Genomic DNA, 17,073 nt, shown 5'->3' with positions numbered 1-17,073 from the left:
CTAGTACTGCAGGGACTTGTACTGCAGGAACTCCTCCAGCCCGTGCCGGCCCAGCTCCCGGCCGAGGCCGGAGCTCTTGTAGCCGCCGAAGGGCGCGAGCGGGTTGAAACGGCCGCCGTTGAGGTCCACCTGGCCGGTGTCGAGGCGGCGGGCGAAGGCGGCGGCGGTGTCGGTGTCGCGGGCCCAGACGCCGCCGGCCAGACCGTACGGGGTGCCGTTGGCGAGTTCGGCGGCGTGGTCCTCGTCGCGGTAGCGGAGGATCGCCAGGACCGGGCCGAAGACCTCCTCCTGGGCCACCGTCATCTCCGGGGTCACGTCGGCGAGCACGGTCGGGCGGACGTAGTAGCCGGTGGCGGGTTCGGTGACCGGCTCGGAGCCGCCGACGACCAGCCGGGCGCCCTCGGCCAGCGCGCCGTCGATGTAGCCGCGCACCTGGGCCAGCTGCCTGGCGTTGACCAGCGGGCCGATCCGGGTCTGCGGGTCGGTCGGGTCGCCCGGCCGGTACTGGGCGGCGACCTCCTCGGCCCGGGCGACCGCCTCCTCGTACTGGTCCTCGTGCACCAGCAGGCGGGTCAGCGCGTTGCAGGTCTGGCCCGAGTTGGCGAAGACGTTGGCGACGTTCGCCTTGACCGCCCGGGCCAGGTCGGCGCCGGGCAGCACCACGTTGGCCGACTTGCCGCCCAGCTCCAGGGAGACCCGCTTCAGCCCCCGGCCGGCCGTCTCGGCGACCTGCCGGCCGACGGCGGTGGAACCGGTGAACGAGACCAGGTCCACGTCCCGGTGCCCGACGAGCGCCGCGCCCGCCACCGCCCCGGTGCCGGTCACCAGGTTGAAGACGCCCGCCGGGAACCCGGCCGCGTGCACCAGCCGGGCGAACAGCCGGGCCACCAGCGGGGTGTCCTCGGCCGGCTTGAGGACCACCGGGCAGCCGGCCGCCAGGGCCGGGACGGTCTTGGCGACGATCTGGTGCAGCGGGTAGTTCCACGGCGTGATCGCCGCGACCACCCCGGCCGGCTCGGCGTGCACCACCGAGTTGCCGATCCGCTCCTCGAAGGGGTGCTCGGCAAGGAGGGTCAGGTAGGAGGTCGCCACGGCGAGCGGCAGCCCGGCGTGCACGGCGCCGGCGAAGCCGACCGGAGAGCCCAGCTCGGCGACGACCGTCTCGGTGATCTCGTTCTGCGCGGCGGCGATCCCGTCCCGCAGCCGGGTCAGCAGCGCCAGCCGCTCCTCGGGGGTGGTCGTGCCCCAGGCGCGGGCCGCCCGGCGGGCCGCCGTCACCGCCGTGTCGACGTCGGTCGTGCCGCCGGCCGGCACGGTGGCCAGCACCTGTTCGGTCGCCGGATTCAGTACGGTGATCGACCCGGCGTCCCCGGAGGGCCGCCACTCGCCGTCGATGTACTGGTCGCTGTACTCCGCGTACTGCCGCACCGATCGTCCTCTCGTCCGCCCTTCAACTAGCAGCGCTAGTCGAAGGTCAGTCAATGCGGCCCGGGCGGCCGCGCGCAAGAGTCAATCCCGACCGGCGGACCTGACGGTTACTTCGGAGCGAACCGCGCGGTGTACTCGTCGAACGGCTCGATGCCCACCTCCGCGCGCCGCTCGTCCAGCCGCTCCGGCTCCTCGCACGGCCACGGCACCGGGCGGCCGTCGGCCACCGCGCCGATCTGCGTCCCGTAGCGCTGCTCCCGGCCCTCGTTGACCGCCAGCCGGTCCTGGAGGAAGGCCAGGTCGCGGGCGCCCGCCTCACCCCGGGCGACGGCCTCGCCCATCAGTGCCGCCGCCCGCCGCTGGACGTCGAGCTGCCGGTCCGCGTGCTGCGCCACCAGCCACGCCGCCCGGGCGGCCTCGGGGCCGACGGCGCGCTCGGTCGGCCAGCCGTGCGCCGCCATGATCTCCGCGAGCCGGTCCCCGTGCCGGGCGGTCAGCCGCCGCCAGGCCGCCTGCTCGGCCAGGTCGGGGCTGTTCGCCAGCCGGGCGGCCGCGCCGTCCTCGGCCATCATCGCGACCAGCTCCCGCGCGAGGACCGGATCCTGACCGTACCGCTGTGCTTCCGTCACGTCGACGACGCTCCCTGTAGCCGGGCCCTCCTGCCGAGGACCGCCCGCCACCACGCTAGGCGCGGAGAACGCGACGAAGATCATCCCCGAAGACGGTGACCCGGGGGCGCCGCCCACGGCAGAATGGATGCACACCGGGAACGAAGCGCTCCACGCACACCGGGAACGAAGCGCACCGCGCACACGGGAACGAGGCGCACCGCGCACGCGCCAACGGAACGCACCGCGCACGCGGCGACGGAACGCACACTCCCGCGAGAGACGCCGAAGGGCCGGTCGGAGGAATCCGACCGGCCCTTCACCGTGTGACGAGGATCAAACCCGGGACGGCTCCGCCGCCTCGGCGCCCTCGGCCGCCAGCATCTCCTCGCGGACCGCGGCCAGCGAGGGGTTGGCCCAGGCGCTGGCGACGCCCCAGTAGTAGAACGCCAGCCCGATCGCGGCGACGATCAGCAGGTCCCAGCCCTCCGGCAGGTAGCCGTGCCCGCCGAAGTCGGCGCTGCCCGCCCAGGAGACGCCGGCCATCACGAACAGGTACGCGACCATCCAGGCGCCCGCCTTCAGGTGCGGCTTCAGCACGGCGAACGGCTTGCGCAGCTCGTACCAGGCCCAGATCGGCAGACCGGCGGCCATCAGCAGGATGACCTTGCCGGTGAGCGGCCAGCGGGCCCAGTAGAGCACCAGCGAGCCGAAGATCATCGCGATCGGGGCGATCACCGGCATGGCGCGCAGCCGGACCGGCCGCGGCAGTTCGGGGGCCAGGCGGCGCAGCGCCATCACGGCGACCGGGCCGGTGATGTACGAGATCACGGTGGCCACCGAGACGATCTCGGCCAGCGAGCCCCAGCCGCGGAAGACCGCGAGGAACATGAACGCGACCACCAGGTTGAGCACCAGCGCCGGGCGCGGGATGCCGGTCTTGACGTCGACCCTGCCGAAGATCTTCGGCAGGTGGCCGTTCTCCTGCACGCCGTGGATCATGCGCGAGGTGGTGGCGGCGTAGATCATGCCGGTGCCGGAGGGGGAGATGAAGGCGTCCGCGTAGAGCGTGATCGCGAGCCAGTTGAGGCCCCAGGCGATGGCCAGGTCGGCCAGCGGCGAGGTGTAGGAGAGGTTGCTCCAGCCGTTCGCCAGGTCGCCGCCCGGGATGGCGCCGAGGAAGGCGATCTGGAGCGCGACGTAGATCACCAGGGCGATCAGGATCGAGCCGATGACGGCCTTCGGCAGCGACTTGCCGGGGTTCTTGGCCTCGCCGGCCAGGTTCAGCGGGGACTGGAAGCCGTTGAAGGCCCAGACGATGCCGGAGACCGCGACGGCGGTGAACACCGAGCTCCAGCCGTTCGGCGCGAAGCCGCCGTGGTCGGTGAAGTGCGCCGAGTCGAAGTGCGCGAAGAGCAGCGCACCGGCGGTCACCGTCGGGACGACGACCTTGAAGACGGTGATCGCGGTGTTGGTCTTGGCGAACAGCGTGATCGCGAACCAGTTGAGGGCGAAGTAGACGAGCAGCAGCACGCTGGCCAGCGCCACGCCGCTGAGGGTCAGCTCCTTGCCGTCGTACAACCCCTGCGCCCAGCCGAAGTGCCAGGAGCTCATGTACTGCACGGAGGCGGTGGCCTCACCCGGGATGACCGAGACGATGGCGATCCAGTTGGCCCAGGCCGCCAGGTAGCCGGCCAGCGAGCCGTGCGAGTACTGGCCGTACCGGACCATGCCGCCGGCCTTGGGGAACATCGAGCCCAGCTCGCTGTAGGTGAGCGCGATGGTCAGCGCCACCGCGGCACCGATCACCCAGGCGAGGATCGAGGCGGGTCCGGCGAGCTTGGCGGCCCGCTCGGCACCGAACAGCCACCCGGAGCCGATGATCGACCCCAGCCCGACCGCGGTCAGGCTGATCGTTCCGAGCGATCGGCGGTAGTTCTGGTGTGATGCCGTCGACGATTCGGGCTCACTCAACGTATCGGTCCTCTCGCTCGTGGTTCATCGGGTGGTGTCGGTGTTTTTGCGATTTTGCGTCGGTATTTCGGACAAACGGAGAGCAGCCTAAGGTCCAAAAAGGGGCGAAAACCTCAGAGGAAGCTCAAACCATCCGATTGTTGCCATCTCGTGTCCGGCGTCCGGGCCGATGCGGACCGGCGAGGAGACGGACGCCACAGCGCCAGGGAGGGCGGTGGCCAGGGACGGCGACCGGGGCCGGCCCGGGGGAAAGGGGCGGCCCGAAAAACGAAATTCCCCGTGGAAGCCTTTCGGCCTCCACGGGGAATTTCGGCTGTGTCCGAGGGGGGACTTGAACCCCCACGCCCGATAAAGGGCACTAGCACCTCAAGCTAGCGCGTCTGCCATTCCGCCACCCGGACTGGGTGTGTGCTTCGGGGGCTTTTTCCTCGCCCCCTCGGCGACAGAGAGAACATTACCAGGGTTCTGGAGTGCTTCTCACCTGCGCTTCCTCGGGGCCGCGCCGACCGACATCCTGGTCGGGCCGCTCCGGGGTCACAGGGCCGCGGCGCACCGCCCGCACAGGTTGGTACGGCCTGTGAACGCGCTCGAATCCGGCCCGAACCGGTGGGGTCCGCGAAGGAACCGGTCGACTCCCGCACCGCCCGCGGTCGGTTGCGGCCGGAAGCGGTCCGACACGGGCAACTTGTCGACGGTGCCGCACCCGCCGCGACGGCTCTCCTAGCCTCTGTGGACCGAGGGCGCCATGAAGCGGATCGCCTGATTCCCGGGTCGCGGACGAAGGGCGGCTGGACGTGGAGCAGATCAGCGGAGCGGCGAAGGCCGAACCGAGACGCGGCAGGCGGGGGGAGGGCCCGGTCGGGGCCACGGCCTCCGCGGGCCCCACCGAGGGCGTGTGGCGCTTCCCGGTGCCCGCCACCGAGGCCTCGGTGCCGCTCACCCGGCACGCGGTGCGCGACCGCCTGCTGGCCCAGGGCATGACCGGGGTGCGCTACCAGGAGCTGGTGGACGACCTGCTGCTGATCGTCTCGGAGCTGGTGAGCAACGCGGTGACGCACGCCGCCGAGCTGTCGCCCGAGGTGGTCACCGAGCTGTCGCTGCGCCGGGCCTGGGTGCGGGTGTCGGTCGAGGACGGGGACCCGTACCGGCCGAAGGCGCTGGAGAACGACACCGGACGCACCGGCGGGCGCGGCCTGCTGCTGGTGAAGAGCGTCACCCTGCAGGCCGGCGGGGTGTGCGACGTCGAAGACACGGGGGAGGGCGGCAAGGTCATCTGGGCCTCGCTGCCCGTTCCCCCGGGGCCCGACCACTGACCGGCCGGGCCGGACGCCAGACCGACGGCCGACACCTCCGGACCGCCGGTCGGGACGGCCGGACCGCCGGCCGGGGCGGGCGGACTACCAGTCCCGCCCGGCGATCTCCCGGATGCCCGGCAGCGCGGCCTCGAAGACCGTCTCGAACCAGACCGAGAACGGCCGCTCCGCCCGCAGCTCGCGCAGCTCCTGCGCGGTCACGAAGGCGAAGTCGTCCACCTCCTCCGGGGCGGGCTCGACCGGCGCGGTGACCAGTCCCACGAACAGGTGGTTCCACTCCCGCTCGATCAGCCCGGACGCCTCGTCCGGCAGGTCGTAGCGGACGGTGCCCGCCTCGCACAGCAGCGCCGGTGCGACACCCAGCTCCTCGGCGGTGCGCCGGGCGGCGGCGACGAACGGCGGCTCGTCCGGGTACGGGTGGCCGCAGCAGGTGTTCGACCAGACGCCGGGGGAGTGGTACTTGCCGAGGGCCCGGCGCTGGAGCAGCAGCCGGCCCTGGCGGTCGAACAGGAAGACCGAGAAGGCCCGGTGCAGCCGGCCCGGCTGCTGGTGGGCCCAGAGCTTCTCGCCGGTGCCGATCGTGACGCCCGCGTCGTCGACCAGTTCCAGCAGGATCTCGGTTCCGACGGGGGCGGACCCGGTGGCCCGGGGGTCGACCGTCACATCGGTCTCCACGTCGAGACCGGTGTCGATCTCGGCCGCGAAGTGCGTGGGATCGGTCGGAAGACTCTGGGGCATGGGGCCTCTTTCGGGAGCGGGAGCAACGGGAGCATCGGGTGTCTCCGACACACCGGGCGGAGTGCGGCGGACACAGCGGGGGCACCGGCGCCGGCGTCGGCATCCAGTCTGCCGTATGGGTGGCGGTCGGCAGGGGTCCCACGCACAACCGGGCGGATCATGACCCGGAGGAGTCGGAAACCGTCCAGAGAAGGGTCCGGGATGCCCTCGTAAGAGTCACAGAATTCGCAGAACCGTTCGGCGCGCGTTCGGAGCCCGTTCGACCGGTCCGGCGCCTCCTCATGGCGTTCCCCCGGCGGCGTTCGGGCGGATCCGGTGCGGCCCCCAGGGGGCCCGACGGCCGTTCGACGGGCCCTCGGCGGCCGCCCGTCCGCCGCCCGGCCGCCGCCCCCGGGCCGGGCGGGCGCGTTCTGGCCGGTGGCCCCGGTCGCCTACCATCACATACGACACGGTGCCCGGATCTGTGCCGGCACCGGCGCGCCGCCGCCCGGCCCGGTCGAACACCGGACCGGGGGTCCCGGTGGCGCCGCCGCCCCCGGCACGGCCCCGCGCACAGCACGACGGATCAGGAGACCCGCATGATCGGCCTCGTTCTGGCAGCCGGCGCCGGCCGCCGGCTGCGCCCGTACACCGACACCCTGCCCAAGGCGCTGGTGCCGGTCGACGGGGAACGGACCGTCCTGGACCTCACGCTCGGCAACTTCGCCGAGGTCGGTCTGCGCGATGCCGCGATCGTCGTCGGCTACCGCAAGGAGGCGGTGTACGACCGCAAGGACGCCCTGGAGAGCAAGTACGGCGTCAAGCTCCACCTCGTCGAGAACGACAAGGCCGAGGAGTGGAACAACGCCTACTCGCTCTGGTGCGCCCGCGACCTGTTCGCCGAGGGCCTGCTGCTCGCCAACGGCGACACCGTCCACCCGGCCTCCGTCCAGCGCACCATGCTGGAGGGCAACCGGCGCCTGACCGACGCCGGCGCCGCCCCCGGCATCCTGCTCGCCCTCGACACGGTGAAGAAGCTCGCCGACGAGGAGATGAAGGTCGTCGTCGACCCGGCCACCGGCATGCGCCGGATCACCAAGCTGATGGAGCCGGCCGAGGCGAGCGGCGAGTACATCGGCCTCACGGTGATCAACCCGTCCGCCGCCGCCGACCTGACCGACGCGCTGCGCGCCACCTACGAGCGCGACCCGCAGCTGTACTACGAGGACGGCTACCAGGAGATGGTGAACCGCGGCCTGCGGATCGACGTCCAGCCGATCGGCGAGGTCTCCTGGGTCGAGGTCGACAACCACGACGACCTGGCGAAGGCGCGGGAGATCGCGTGCCGGTACTGACCCGACTGGTCCCGTCGCCGCTGTTCGTCGAGATCCGCCCGGGCGCGCTGGACGCGCTCGGCGGCATCCTCGCGGACCAGCGGCTGTCGGCCTCGGGCCGGATCGCGGTCGCGATCAGCAACGGCTCCGGCTCGGCCATGCGCCGCCGCCTGGAGCCGGCCCTGCCCGGCGCCGACTGGTACAACGTGGACGACGGCAGCCTGGACAGCGCGGTGCGGCTGGCCGAGGCGATGCGCGGCGGCCACTACGACGCGATGGTCGGCCTCGGCGGCGGCAAGATCATCGACGCCGCCAAGTACGCCGCGGCCCGGGTCGGCCTGCCGCTGGTCGCGGTCGCCACCAACCTGGCCCACGACGGCATCTGCTCGCCGGTCTCCACCCTGGACAACGACGCCGGCCGCGGCTCCTACGGGGTGCCCAGCCCGATCGGCATCGTGGTCGACCTGGACGTCATCCGACAGGCCCCGCAGCGCTTCGTGGCGGCCGGTGTGGGCGACGTCGTCTCCAACATCTCCGCGTGCGCGGACTGGGAGCTGTCGCACGCGGTGACCGGCGAGCCGGTGGACGGTCTGGCCGTGGCGATGGCCCGCTCGGCGGGCGAGAACCTGCTGCGGCACCCGGGGAGCACCCAGGACCAGGACCTCCTGACGGCGCTCGCCGAGGCCCTGGTACTGTCCGGCATCGCGATGAACATCGCGGGTAGCACCCGGCCCTCGTCGGGTGCCTGCCACGAGATCTCGCATGCCCTGGACGTGCTGTATCCCAAGCGGTCCGCCCAGCACGGCGAGCAGGTCGGCCTCGGCGCCGCCTTCGCCAGCTTCCTGCGGGGCGAGCGCGAGCTGACCGGTCTGATCGTGGAGCGCCTGGCGAGCCACGGACTGCCGGTGACCGCGGCTCAGATCGGCTTCACCGAGGCGGAGTTCACCGAAGCGGTGCACTACGCTCCGAACACCCGACCGGGGCGCTTCACCATCCTCGAACACCTCGACCTCTCCCCTTCCGCAATCAGGGACGCGTACGCCGACTATGTCCAAGCCGTCAACAGCTGACCCCTCCACCGCGGGCGCCGAACGGCCCCCGGTGGACCTGACCCGCCGGCCCTCGATCGAGGAACTGCGCGCGGTGATCCACCCGGAGGGCATGCTCCAGCGCCGCAGTGCCGAGCACTGGGCCGGTCGCCTGTACATGCGGAAGATCTCGCTGCGGATCACCCGGGTGCTCTCCACCGTGACGGCGATCACGCCCAACGGTCTGACGTACCTGATGATGGTCACCGGCATCCTGGCCGGTGCCGCGCTGGTCCTGCCGGGCATCGCGGGCGCCGTCCTGGGCGCCCTGCTGATCCAGGTCTACCTGCTGCTGGACTGCGTGGACGGCGAGGTGGCCCGCTGGCGCCGGCAGACCTCGCTCACCGGCGTCTACCTGGACCGGGTCGGCCACTACATGTCCGAGGCGGCGCTGCTGACCGGCCTCGGCCTGCGCGCCACCGACCTGCTGCACCGCGAGGGCACCGGGTCGCACTGGGAGTGGGCCTTCCTCGGCACCCTGGCCGCGCTCGGCGCGATCCTGATCAAGTCCGAGACCGACCTGGTGGACGTGGCCCGCGCCCGCAGCGGCCTGACGGCCGTCGAGGACAGCGCCTCGGTGCCGCGTTCGGCCTCCGTCGCCAAGGCCCGCCGGGCGGCCTCCTTCCTGAAGTTCCACCGCCTGGTCGGCGCGGTCGAGGCCTCGCTGCTCATCCTGGCCGCCGGCGTCGCCGACGCCGTGCACGGCGGACTGCTCTTCACCCGGCTCGCGGTGGTCGTCCTGGCCGCGATCGCGATGCTCCAGACCGTGCTGCACCTGCTGAGCATCGTCCTCTCCAGCAGGCTGCGATGAGCGCGCCGGGCACGGCGGAGGACTTCCGCCTCGGTGCCGTGATCATCACCATGGGCAACCGGCCCGCCGAGCTCAACGCCCTGATCGAGGCCGTCCGCGCCCAGGAGGGCCCGGCGGTCGAGCTGGCCGTGGTCGGCCAGGGCGTGGAGCTGCCCCCGCTGCCGGAGGGCGTGCGCACCGTCGAGCTGCCGGAGAACCTGGGCATCCCGGGCGGGCGCAACGTCGGCATCGAGCTGTTCGGCCGGGACGGCGCGGAGGTCGACGCCGTCCTCTTCCTGGACGACGACGGCAACCTGCCGCGCACCGACTCGGCCCGCCTGCTGCGCGAGGCCTTCACCGCCGACCCGGAGCTGGGCATCGTCTCCTTCCGGATCGCCGACCCGGACACCGGTGTCACCCAGCGCCGGCACGTCCCCCGGCTGCGCGCCAGCGACCCGCTGCGCTCGTCCCGGGTGACGACCTTCCTGGGCGGCGCGAGCGCGGTGCGCTGCAAGGTGTTCGAGCAGGCCGGGCAGCTGCCCGCCGAGTTCTTCTACGCCCACGAGGAGACCGACCTCGCGTGGCGCGCGCTGGACGCCGGCTGGGCCATCGACTACCGGGCGGACGTGGTGCTGCACCACCCCACGACCTCGCCCGCCCGCCACGCGAGCTACTTCCACAACGTGGCCCGCAACCGGGTCTGGCTCGCGAGGCGGAACCTTCCGGCCCTGTTGGTGCCTCTCTACCTGGGAACCTGGTTCCTGCTGACCCTGGCCCGCCGCCCCTCCCCGGAGGCGCTGAAGGCCTGGTGGGGCGGGTTCCGGGCGGGCTGGCGCGAACCCTGCGGTGCGCGGCGGCCCATGCGGTGGCGTACCGTCTGGCGACTGACCAGGCTGGGCCGACCTCCGATCATCTGATCACATCTGATGGCATCCGCATCGGATGATCGATCGCTGCGGCCGGTGCCCACACACCGGCCGGCTCCCCCGAGATCCCAGTGGATCCCCATCGGCGCACGACCGGCGGACCCCGCCGACCGGCCGCCCCGACCGATCCCGCGTGAAGGACGAATGTGTCGACAGTGAGTGAACCCGTCAGCCTCTCGGCCCCCAGGGGGGCGGACGCGGGCCTGACCCCCAAGCAGCTTGCGGACAAGTACGGTCTGGCGGTGAGCGGCGCCCGTCCCGGCCTGTTCGCCTACTCCAAGCAGCTCTGGGCCCGGCGCCACTTCATCTGGGCCTTCGCCACCGCCCGCCTGGTGGCCCAGTACACCAACGCCAAGCTCGGCCAGCTGTGGCAGGTGGTGACCCCGCTGCTCAACTGCGCGGTGTTCTACCTGGTCTTCGGCGTGATCCTGGCGAGCAAGCAGGGCTTCCCGGACAACACCTACATCGCCTGGCTGTGCATCGGCGTCTTCGTCTTCCAGTTCACCCAGAACGCGGTGCAGGCCGGCACCCGGGCGATCTCCGACAACCTCGGGCTGATCCGGGCGCTGCACTTCCCCCGGGCCAGCCTCCCGATCGCCTTCACCGTGATCCAGCTCCAGCAGCTGCTGATCTCGATGGTCGTCCTGGTCGTCACCGTGCTCGCCGCCGGCATCACCCCGGGCCGGACCTGGCTGCTGATCATCCCGGCGCTGCTCCTGCAGACGCTCTTCAACACCGGCATCTCCCTGGTGATGGCCCGGCTCGGCTCCCGGACCAGCGACATCTCCCAGCTGATCCCGTTCGTGATGCGCGCCTGGATGTTCCTCTCCGGTGTGATGTTCAGCATCCAGGACAAGATCACGCACTGGCCGCACTACATCCAGACGCTGATGTCGCTCAACCCGGCGTCGATCTACATGGACCTGCTGCGGCACGCCTTCGCGCCGGTCATCTACAACCCGCACCAGCCGGTGCACCAGACCCTCCCGCCGCACCAGTGGGCGTACGGCCTGGCCTGGGGCGTGGGCATGTTCGTCGTCGGATACGTCTTCTTCTGGAAGGCCGAGGAGGAGTACGGCCGTGGCTGACATCGACCTGAGCAACAACGACACCGTCACGGACGCGGACGTCGCCCGCGAGCCCACCGTCGTCGTCGACGACGTGCACATCGTCTACAAGGTGCACGGCGCCGGCTCCGGCAAGGGCAGCGCCACCTCGGCGCTGAGCCGCATCATCAGCCGCAAGCGCGCCTCCGGCGTGCGCGAGGTGCACGCGGTCAAGGGCATCAGCTTCACCGCGTACAAGGGCGAGGCGATCGGCCTGATCGGCTCCAACGGCTCCGGCAAGTCGACCATGCTGGCCGCCATCGCCGGCCTGCTGCCGACCGAGAAGGGCGGCATCTACACCAACGGCCAGCCCTCGCTGCTGGGCGTCAACGCCGCGCTGATGAACGAGCTCACCGGTGAGCGCAACGTCGTCCTCGGCTGCCTGGCCATGGGCATGACCCCGGCCCAGGTGAGGGCCCGCTACCAGGACATCGTCGAGTTCTCCGGCATCAACGACAAGGGCGACTTCATCTCCCTGCCGATGCGCACCTACTCCTCCGGCATGGGCGCCCGGCTGCGCTTCTCGATCGCCGCCGCGAAGACCCACGACGTGCTGCTGATCGACGAGGCCCTCGCCACCGGCGACCAGGCCTTCCAGCAGCGCAGCAAGCGGCGGATCGACGAGCTGCGCAAGTCCGCCGGTACGGTCTTCCTGGTCAGCCACGACAACAACTCGATCCGCGAGGTCTGCGAGCGGACCATATGGATCGAGGCCGGCGAGCTGGTCATGGACGGACCCACCGAGGAGGTCGTGAGCCGCTACGAGCGCGGCGAGCGACCGTAGTCCCCGTCACACTCCCGCGGGGCCGGTTCCGGAGCTTCCGGAGCCGGCCCCGCGCCTTTCCCGCCGCCCGGCGCGGAGGCGAGCGCCCGGTGCCCCGGCGGGGCGCTCTTCTCCGGCGCGCCCGGGCGTGTCAGCCTGGTGGTCGCGGGGGCGGTGTGCCGTGCGTGACGCCCGCGCTCGGACGCGTGTCCGAGTCGGACCGGTCGTGCCAAGCGGTGTAGAACGGGGGAGTGACAGCAGTGTCGGCTTCGGCCCAGCCCAGAGATACGCCGGTGAACGGTTCCGCAGGACAGACCCTGGACAAGGCGGGCGCGGAGAACTTCCCCGTCGCCCCGTTCTTCCTGCCCGCGGCCTGGCGCGACGACCTGATGGCGGTGTACGGCTTCGCCCGCCTGGTCGACGACGCCGGCGACGGCGACCTGGCCGACCCGGCCGCCACCGCCCGGCTGCTCGGGGTCGAGCGGACGCCCCCCGCCACCCCTTCGGACCAGTCCGGCCCGCCGGCTCCGCAGGAGACCGCCTTCCGGCTCGCCCTGCTCGACGGACTGGAGCAGGACCTCGACCGGGTCTTCGAGACGGCCCTGCGCACCGCCGGCGGCTCCGGAGCGGCCGGCGTGGACCGCCCCCGCCACCCGCTGATGAGCGCGCTCGTCCCGCTGGTCGACCGGCACGGCCTCACCCCCGAACCGTTCCGCCGTCTGATCGAGGCCAACCGGGTGGACCAGACCACCTCCCGCTACGCCACCTTCGACGACCTGATCGGCTACTGCACCCTCTCCGCCGACCCGGTCGGCCGCCTCGTGCTGGCCATCGCGGGCGTCTCCACCCCCGAGCGGACCGAACTCTCCGACGCCGTCTGCAGCGGCCTCCAGGTGGTCGAGCACATCCAGGACGTGGCCGAGGACCTGGCCCACGGCCGGATCTACCTGCCCGCGGAGGACCTGGCCCGCTTCGGCGTCACCGAGGCCGACCTGGCCGCGCCCTCCGCCGACGGCGCGGTGCGCGAGCTGATCGCCTTCGAGGTCGAGCGGGCCCGCACCCTGCTCGACCGCGGCGCACCATTGGTAGGTACGGTTCGGGGGAGGCTTCGACTGCTCCTGGCGGGATTCACCGCAGGCGGCTATGCGGCCCTGGCGGCCGTCGAGGACGCCGGGTACGACGTGCTCGCCCAGCAGGCGAAGCCGGACAAGCGCCGCCTCGCAGCGAAGGCGGCGGCCATCTTCGCGAAGGGAAGGTGAACGCCCGCGTGGCGGCATCACCACTGGCGTCGGCCCAGGTCATGGCGGCGTACCGGTACTGCGAGGCAGTCACCGGACTGCAGGCGCGCAACTTCAGCTACGGCATCCGGTTGCTGCCAGAACCCAAGCGGTTGGCCATGTCGGCCCTGTACGCCCTGGCCCGCCGGGTGGACGACATCGGCGACGGCGACCTCCCGGACGACCGCAAGGCCGAGGCGCTGGTGCGCACCCGGGAGCTGGTGGACGAGGTCCGCTCCGGGGCGGTCGCCGAGGACGACACCGACCCGATCAAGGTCGCCCTGGCCGACGCGGCCCGGCGCTTCCCGATCCCGCTCGGCGGTTTCGACGAGCTGATCGACGGCGTCGAGATGGACCTCAAGGGCGCCGAGTACCAGACGTACGACGAGCTGAAGGTCTACTGCCGCTGCGTGGCCGGCGCGATCGGCCGGCTCTCGCTGGGCGTCTACGGCTGCGACGACCCGGAGCTCGGGGCGCGCTACGCGGACACCCTGGGCCTGGCGCTGCAGCTCACCAACATCCTGCGCGACCTGCGCGAGGACGCCCTGACCGGCCGCACCTACCTGCCCGCCGAGGACCTGGTCCGGTTCGGCTGCGAGCAGGGCTTCGCCCTGCCCGAGCCGCCGGTCGGCGCGGACTTCACCGGCCTGGTGGCCTTCGAGGCCGCCCGCGCCCAGGCCGCCTTCGAGGAGGGCCTGCGGCTGCTGCCGATGCTCGACCGCCGCAGCCGCGCCTGCACCGCCGCGATGGCCGGGATCTACCACCGGCTGCTCGGCCGGATCGCCGCCGAACCGGAGTCGGTCCTGCGCGGCCGGGTCTCGCTGCCGGGCTGGGAGAAGGCGTACGTGGCGCTTTCCGGGCTCGCCGGGGGGCGTTCTTGATTCTCGCAACAGTTCTGTCACGCTGTGTCAGCTGGGAATCACGTGCGGGTAGTTCCGTGTTGAACAAACGAGGATCTTCTTCAGGGACCGCCCCCGGGCGGTCCACCGACTGCGAGGGGGAGGGCCGATGACCGGGCGAGCCGATGCCGCGCGCCCGGCCTCCGTCGTGGTCGGCGGCGGCCTCGCCGGGATCACCGCCGCGCTGCGCCTCGCCGAGGCGGGTCACCGGGTCACCCTCGCGGAGGGGCGGCCCCGGCTCGGCGGCCTGGCCTTCTCCTTCCAGCGCGGCGAGCTCACCGTCGACAACGGCCAGCACGTCTACCTGCGCTGCTGCACCGCCTACCGCGGCCTGCTGGAGCGCCTCGGTGCCTCCCGGCTGGTCCACCTCCAGGACCGCCTCGACATCCCGGTGCTCTCCGTTACCGGGCCGCCGGCAGCCCCGGTGCGCACCCTGGGCCGACTGCGCCGGGCCGGCCTGCCCGTCCCGCTGCACCTGGCCGGCAGCCTGGCCCGCTACCCGCACCTGTCCCCGGCCGACCGCGCCCGGGTGGTCCGCGGCGCGCTCGCCCTGCGGGGCCTGGACCTCGCGGACCCGGCCCTGGACGAGGTCTCCTTCGGCGACTGGCTGCGCCGCAACGGGCAGAACGCCGCCACCCAGGCCGCCCTGTGGGACCTGGTCGGCGTCGCCACCCTGAACGCCCGGGCCGACCAGGTCTCGCTGGCGCTCGCCGGGATGGTGTTCAAGACCGGCCTGCTCTCCGACCCGGGCGCCTCGGACATCGGCACCGCCGCCGTCCCGCTCGGCGTGATCCACCACGACCGGGCGCTCACCGAGCTGGAGCGGGCCGGTGTCCGGGTGCTGCTGCGGTCCCGGGTGGCCGAGCTGAAGCCGGCCGCGCCGCAGCACGCCGTCCGGTTGGACGGCGGGGAGCTGCTCACCGCCGACACCGTGGTGCTGGCCGGCGCTCAGGACAGCGCGGCCGCGCTGCTGCCGCCGAACGCGGTCCCCGGGCAGGAGCGGCTGGCCGGCTTCGGCACCGCGCCGATCCTCAACGTGCACGTGGTCTACGACCGCAAGGTGCTGCGCCGGCCGTTCTTCGCCGCGCTCGGCTCCCCGGTGCAGTGGGTCTTCGACCGCACCGCGCACTCCGGCCTGGCCGCCACCCCGACGGGCCGGGCCCACCCGGGCGCCCAGTACCTGGCGCTGTCGCAGTCCGCCGCGCAGGACGAGATCGACCTGCCGGTGGCCGAGCTGCGCGGCCGCTACCTGCCCGAGCTGGGCCGGCTGCTGCCGGCCGCGGCCCAGGCCGAGGTGCTGGACTTCTTCGTCACCCGGGAGCGCACCGCGACCTTCGACCCGGCGCCGGGCAACGGGGCACTGCGCCCCTCGGCCCGCACCGAGGTCCCCGGCCTGCTGCTGGCCGGCTCGTGGACGGCCACCGGCTGGCCCGCGACCATGGAGGGTGCCGTGCGCAGCGGCCACGCCGCGGCCGACGCCGCGCTCGCCGCGGCCGGCGCCCGGACGCCGGTGGACCGCGGCGACGGGAGGTGGCCCAGGTGACGGCGGGCCCCGCCGCCGGAGAGCCCGCCAGAGCCGACGGGCGTACCGTCGAGCGCACCGGCGCATCCACCGGGAGCGGCCCGGCCGGCCGTACCGGCATCACCGGCACCGCTGGAACCACCGGCACCGGCACTCGATTCGACACCAGCCGCACCGACAGCGCCCGGCCGCCCCGTGCGGCCCGGCACCACGAGGAAGAGGGAACGCACGTGGAGTCACGCACCGGCTACGCCGTCGGAGGCACGGCGCACGCCGAACCGGTCTCGGTGCCGGAGCTGCTCGCCCGCAGCCGTACGCTCTGCACCCCGCCGCTACGGGCCGCCGTCGCCCGACTGGCCGCACCCATGGACACCGTCGCCGCCTACCACTTCGGCTGGATCGACCGGGACGGCACCCCGGTGACGGGGGACGGCGGCAAGGCCGTGCGCCCGGCGCTGGCGCTGCTGTCCGCCCGGGCCACCGGCGCGGCGGCCGAGGTCGGCGTGCCCGGTGGGGTCGCGGTTGAACTGGTGCACAACTTCTCCCTCCTCCATGATGATCTGATGGACGGTGACGAGACCCGACGGCACCGGGCCACCGCCTGGACGGTCTTCGGGCCGGCCCAGGCGATCCTGGTCGGCGACGCCCTGGCGACGCTCGGCACCGAGGTGCTGCTCGACGCCGCCGTGACCGGCGGGGCGAGCGCCACCGACGCCGCGCGCGCCGTCCGGCTGCTCACCACGGCGACCCGCCGGCTGATCGACGGCCAGGCCATGGACGTCGCCTTCGAACAGCGCGACAGCGTCACGGTCGCCGAGTGCCTGGAGATGGAGGGCGGCAAGACGGCGGCACTGCTGGCCGCCGCCTCGGCGATCGGCGCGGTCCTGGCCGGCGCCGACGACAAGGTCTCCGACTCGCTCCAGCGCTACGGCCACCACCTGGGCCTCGCCTTCCAGGCGGTGGACGACCTGCTCGGCATCTGGGGCGCCACCGAGGTCACCGGCAAGCCGCACTGGGGGGACCTGCGCCAGCGCAAGAAGTCCCTTCCGGTCGCCGCCGCCCTGGCCGAGGGCGGAGCGGCCTCGCGCCGGCTCGCCGAAGAGCTGGCCGACCCGAAGGGACGCGGGGAGGAGAGCGAGCCCGAGCTCGCCGCCCGCGCCGCGCTGATCGAGGACGCCGGCGGCCGCGCCTGGACCCGGGAGGAGGCCCGCCGCCAGCACACGACTGCCCTCGCCGCCCTGGACGAGGTGCCCATGACCGACGAGGTGCGGGAGCACTTCGTCGCACTCGCCGAATTCGTGGTGGTACGAGAGAGGTGACGTTACGTT

The 17,073-nt window shown here is 72.8% G+C and carries 15 protein-coding genes and 1 tRNA gene; 11 read left to right on the top strand and 5 right to left on the bottom strand.

Annotated elements, in window-relative coordinates; all coding sequences use genetic code 11:
* The 4 genes from ACFVXH_RS03620 to ACFVXH_RS03605 form a co-directional block, all read right to left on the bottom strand.
* Positions 1-1,428 carry an aldehyde dehydrogenase family protein gene (locus ACFVXH_RS03620; RefSeq protein ID WP_375876306.1) on the bottom strand — a complete coding sequence of 476 codons (1,428 nt, stop codon included), beginning with the start codon at positions 1,426-1,428 and terminating at the stop codon, positions 1-3.
* Positions 1,429-1,535: 107 nt separating this feature from the next.
* Positions 1,536-2,000 carry a DUF6624 domain-containing protein gene (locus ACFVXH_RS03615; RefSeq protein ID WP_074004455.1) on the bottom strand — a complete coding sequence of 155 codons (465 nt, stop codon included), beginning with the start codon at positions 1,998-2,000 and terminating at the stop codon, positions 1,536-1,538.
* 372 nt (positions 2,001-2,372) lie between these two features.
* Positions 2,373-4,010, bottom strand: a complete 1,638-nt coding sequence (locus ACFVXH_RS03610; RefSeq protein ID WP_387819959.1) for an APC family permease — start codon at positions 4,008-4,010, stop codon at positions 2,373-2,375.
* A 316-nt stretch (positions 4,011-4,326) separates the two neighbouring features.
* A tRNA-Leu gene (locus tag ACFVXH_RS03605) sits at positions 4,327-4,411 on the bottom strand.
* A 393-nt stretch (positions 4,412-4,804) separates the two neighbouring features.
* Here ACFVXH_RS03605 and ACFVXH_RS03600 point away from each other — a divergent pair.
* Positions 4,805-5,323 (top strand): ATP-binding protein, encoded by a 519-nt coding sequence (locus ACFVXH_RS03600; protein ID WP_369808266.1) that lies wholly within the window; start codon positions 4,805-4,807, stop codon positions 5,321-5,323.
* Positions 5,324-5,407: 84 nt separating this feature from the next.
* Here the strand turns inward: ACFVXH_RS03600 and idi are convergent, their stop codons facing one another.
* Positions 5,408-6,061, bottom strand: a complete 654-nt coding sequence (gene idi / locus ACFVXH_RS03595; protein WP_079272473.1) for an isopentenyl-diphosphate Delta-isomerase — start codon at positions 6,059-6,061, stop codon at positions 5,408-5,410.
* Between the two features lie 578 nt (positions 6,062-6,639).
* Between idi and ACFVXH_RS03590 the strand changes: the two genes are divergently transcribed.
* From ACFVXH_RS03590 to ACFVXH_RS03545, 10 genes are all read left to right on the top strand, one after another.
* On the top strand, positions 6,640-7,395 hold the full coding sequence (locus ACFVXH_RS03590) for a sugar phosphate nucleotidyltransferase (RefSeq protein WP_049649809.1): 756 nt from the start codon (positions 6,640-6,642) through the stop codon (positions 7,393-7,395).
* Positions 7,383-8,444: an iron-containing alcohol dehydrogenase family protein gene (locus tag ACFVXH_RS03585; protein WP_049649808.1), complete on the top strand. Its 1,062-nt coding sequence runs from the start codon at positions 7,383-7,385 to the stop codon at positions 8,442-8,444. The genes ACFVXH_RS03590 and ACFVXH_RS03585 overlap by 13 nt, the downstream gene beginning before the upstream one ends.
* 91 nt (positions 8,445-8,535) lie before the next feature.
* Positions 8,536-9,273 carry a CDP-alcohol phosphatidyltransferase family protein gene (locus ACFVXH_RS03580; RefSeq protein ID WP_049649827.1) on the top strand — a complete coding sequence of 246 codons (738 nt, stop codon included), beginning with the start codon at positions 8,536-8,538 and terminating at the stop codon, positions 9,271-9,273.
* Positions 9,270-10,169 (top strand): glycosyltransferase family 2 protein, encoded by a 900-nt coding sequence (locus tag ACFVXH_RS03575; protein ID WP_049649807.1) that lies wholly within the window; start codon positions 9,270-9,272, stop codon positions 10,167-10,169. The genes ACFVXH_RS03580 and ACFVXH_RS03575 overlap by 4 nt, the downstream gene beginning before the upstream one ends.
* A gap of 155 nt (positions 10,170-10,324) precedes the next feature.
* On the top strand, positions 10,325-11,266 hold the full coding sequence (locus ACFVXH_RS03570; RefSeq protein ID WP_049649806.1) for an ABC transporter permease: 942 nt from the start codon (positions 10,325-10,327) through the stop codon (positions 11,264-11,266).
* Positions 11,259-12,068: an ABC transporter ATP-binding protein gene (locus ACFVXH_RS03565; protein ID WP_234348229.1), complete on the top strand. Its 810-nt coding sequence runs from the start codon at positions 11,259-11,261 to the stop codon at positions 12,066-12,068. Before ACFVXH_RS03570 ends, ACFVXH_RS03565 begins: the two co-directional genes overlap by 8 nt.
* 272 nt (positions 12,069-12,340) lie before the next feature.
* A complete protein-coding gene (gene hpnC / locus ACFVXH_RS03560; RefSeq protein WP_387819955.1) occupies positions 12,341-13,306 on the top strand; it encodes a squalene synthase HpnC in 966 nt (321 codons plus the stop codon).
* 41 nt (positions 13,307-13,347) lie between these two features.
* Positions 13,348-14,205, top strand: a complete 858-nt coding sequence (gene hpnD, locus ACFVXH_RS03555) for a presqualene diphosphate synthase HpnD (RefSeq protein WP_387820564.1) — start codon at positions 13,348-13,350, stop codon at positions 14,203-14,205.
* A gap of 127 nt (positions 14,206-14,332) precedes the next feature.
* Positions 14,333-15,766, top strand: a complete 1,434-nt coding sequence (hpnE, locus tag ACFVXH_RS03550) for a hydroxysqualene dehydroxylase HpnE (RefSeq protein WP_387819953.1) — start codon at positions 14,333-14,335, stop codon at positions 15,764-15,766.
* 209 nt (positions 15,767-15,975) lie between these two features.
* On the top strand, positions 15,976-17,064 hold the full coding sequence (locus tag ACFVXH_RS03545) for a polyprenyl synthetase family protein (RefSeq protein WP_063780402.1): 1,089 nt from the start codon (positions 15,976-15,978) through the stop codon (positions 17,062-17,064).
* Positions 17,065-17,073: the final 9 nt, after the last annotated feature.

Source organism: Kitasatospora sp. NPDC058184, from assembly GCF_042883725.1.
GTDB lineage: Bacteria > Actinomycetota > Actinomycetes > Streptomycetales > Streptomycetaceae > Kitasatospora.
This window is presented reverse-complemented; position numbering and strand designations above follow the sequence as displayed.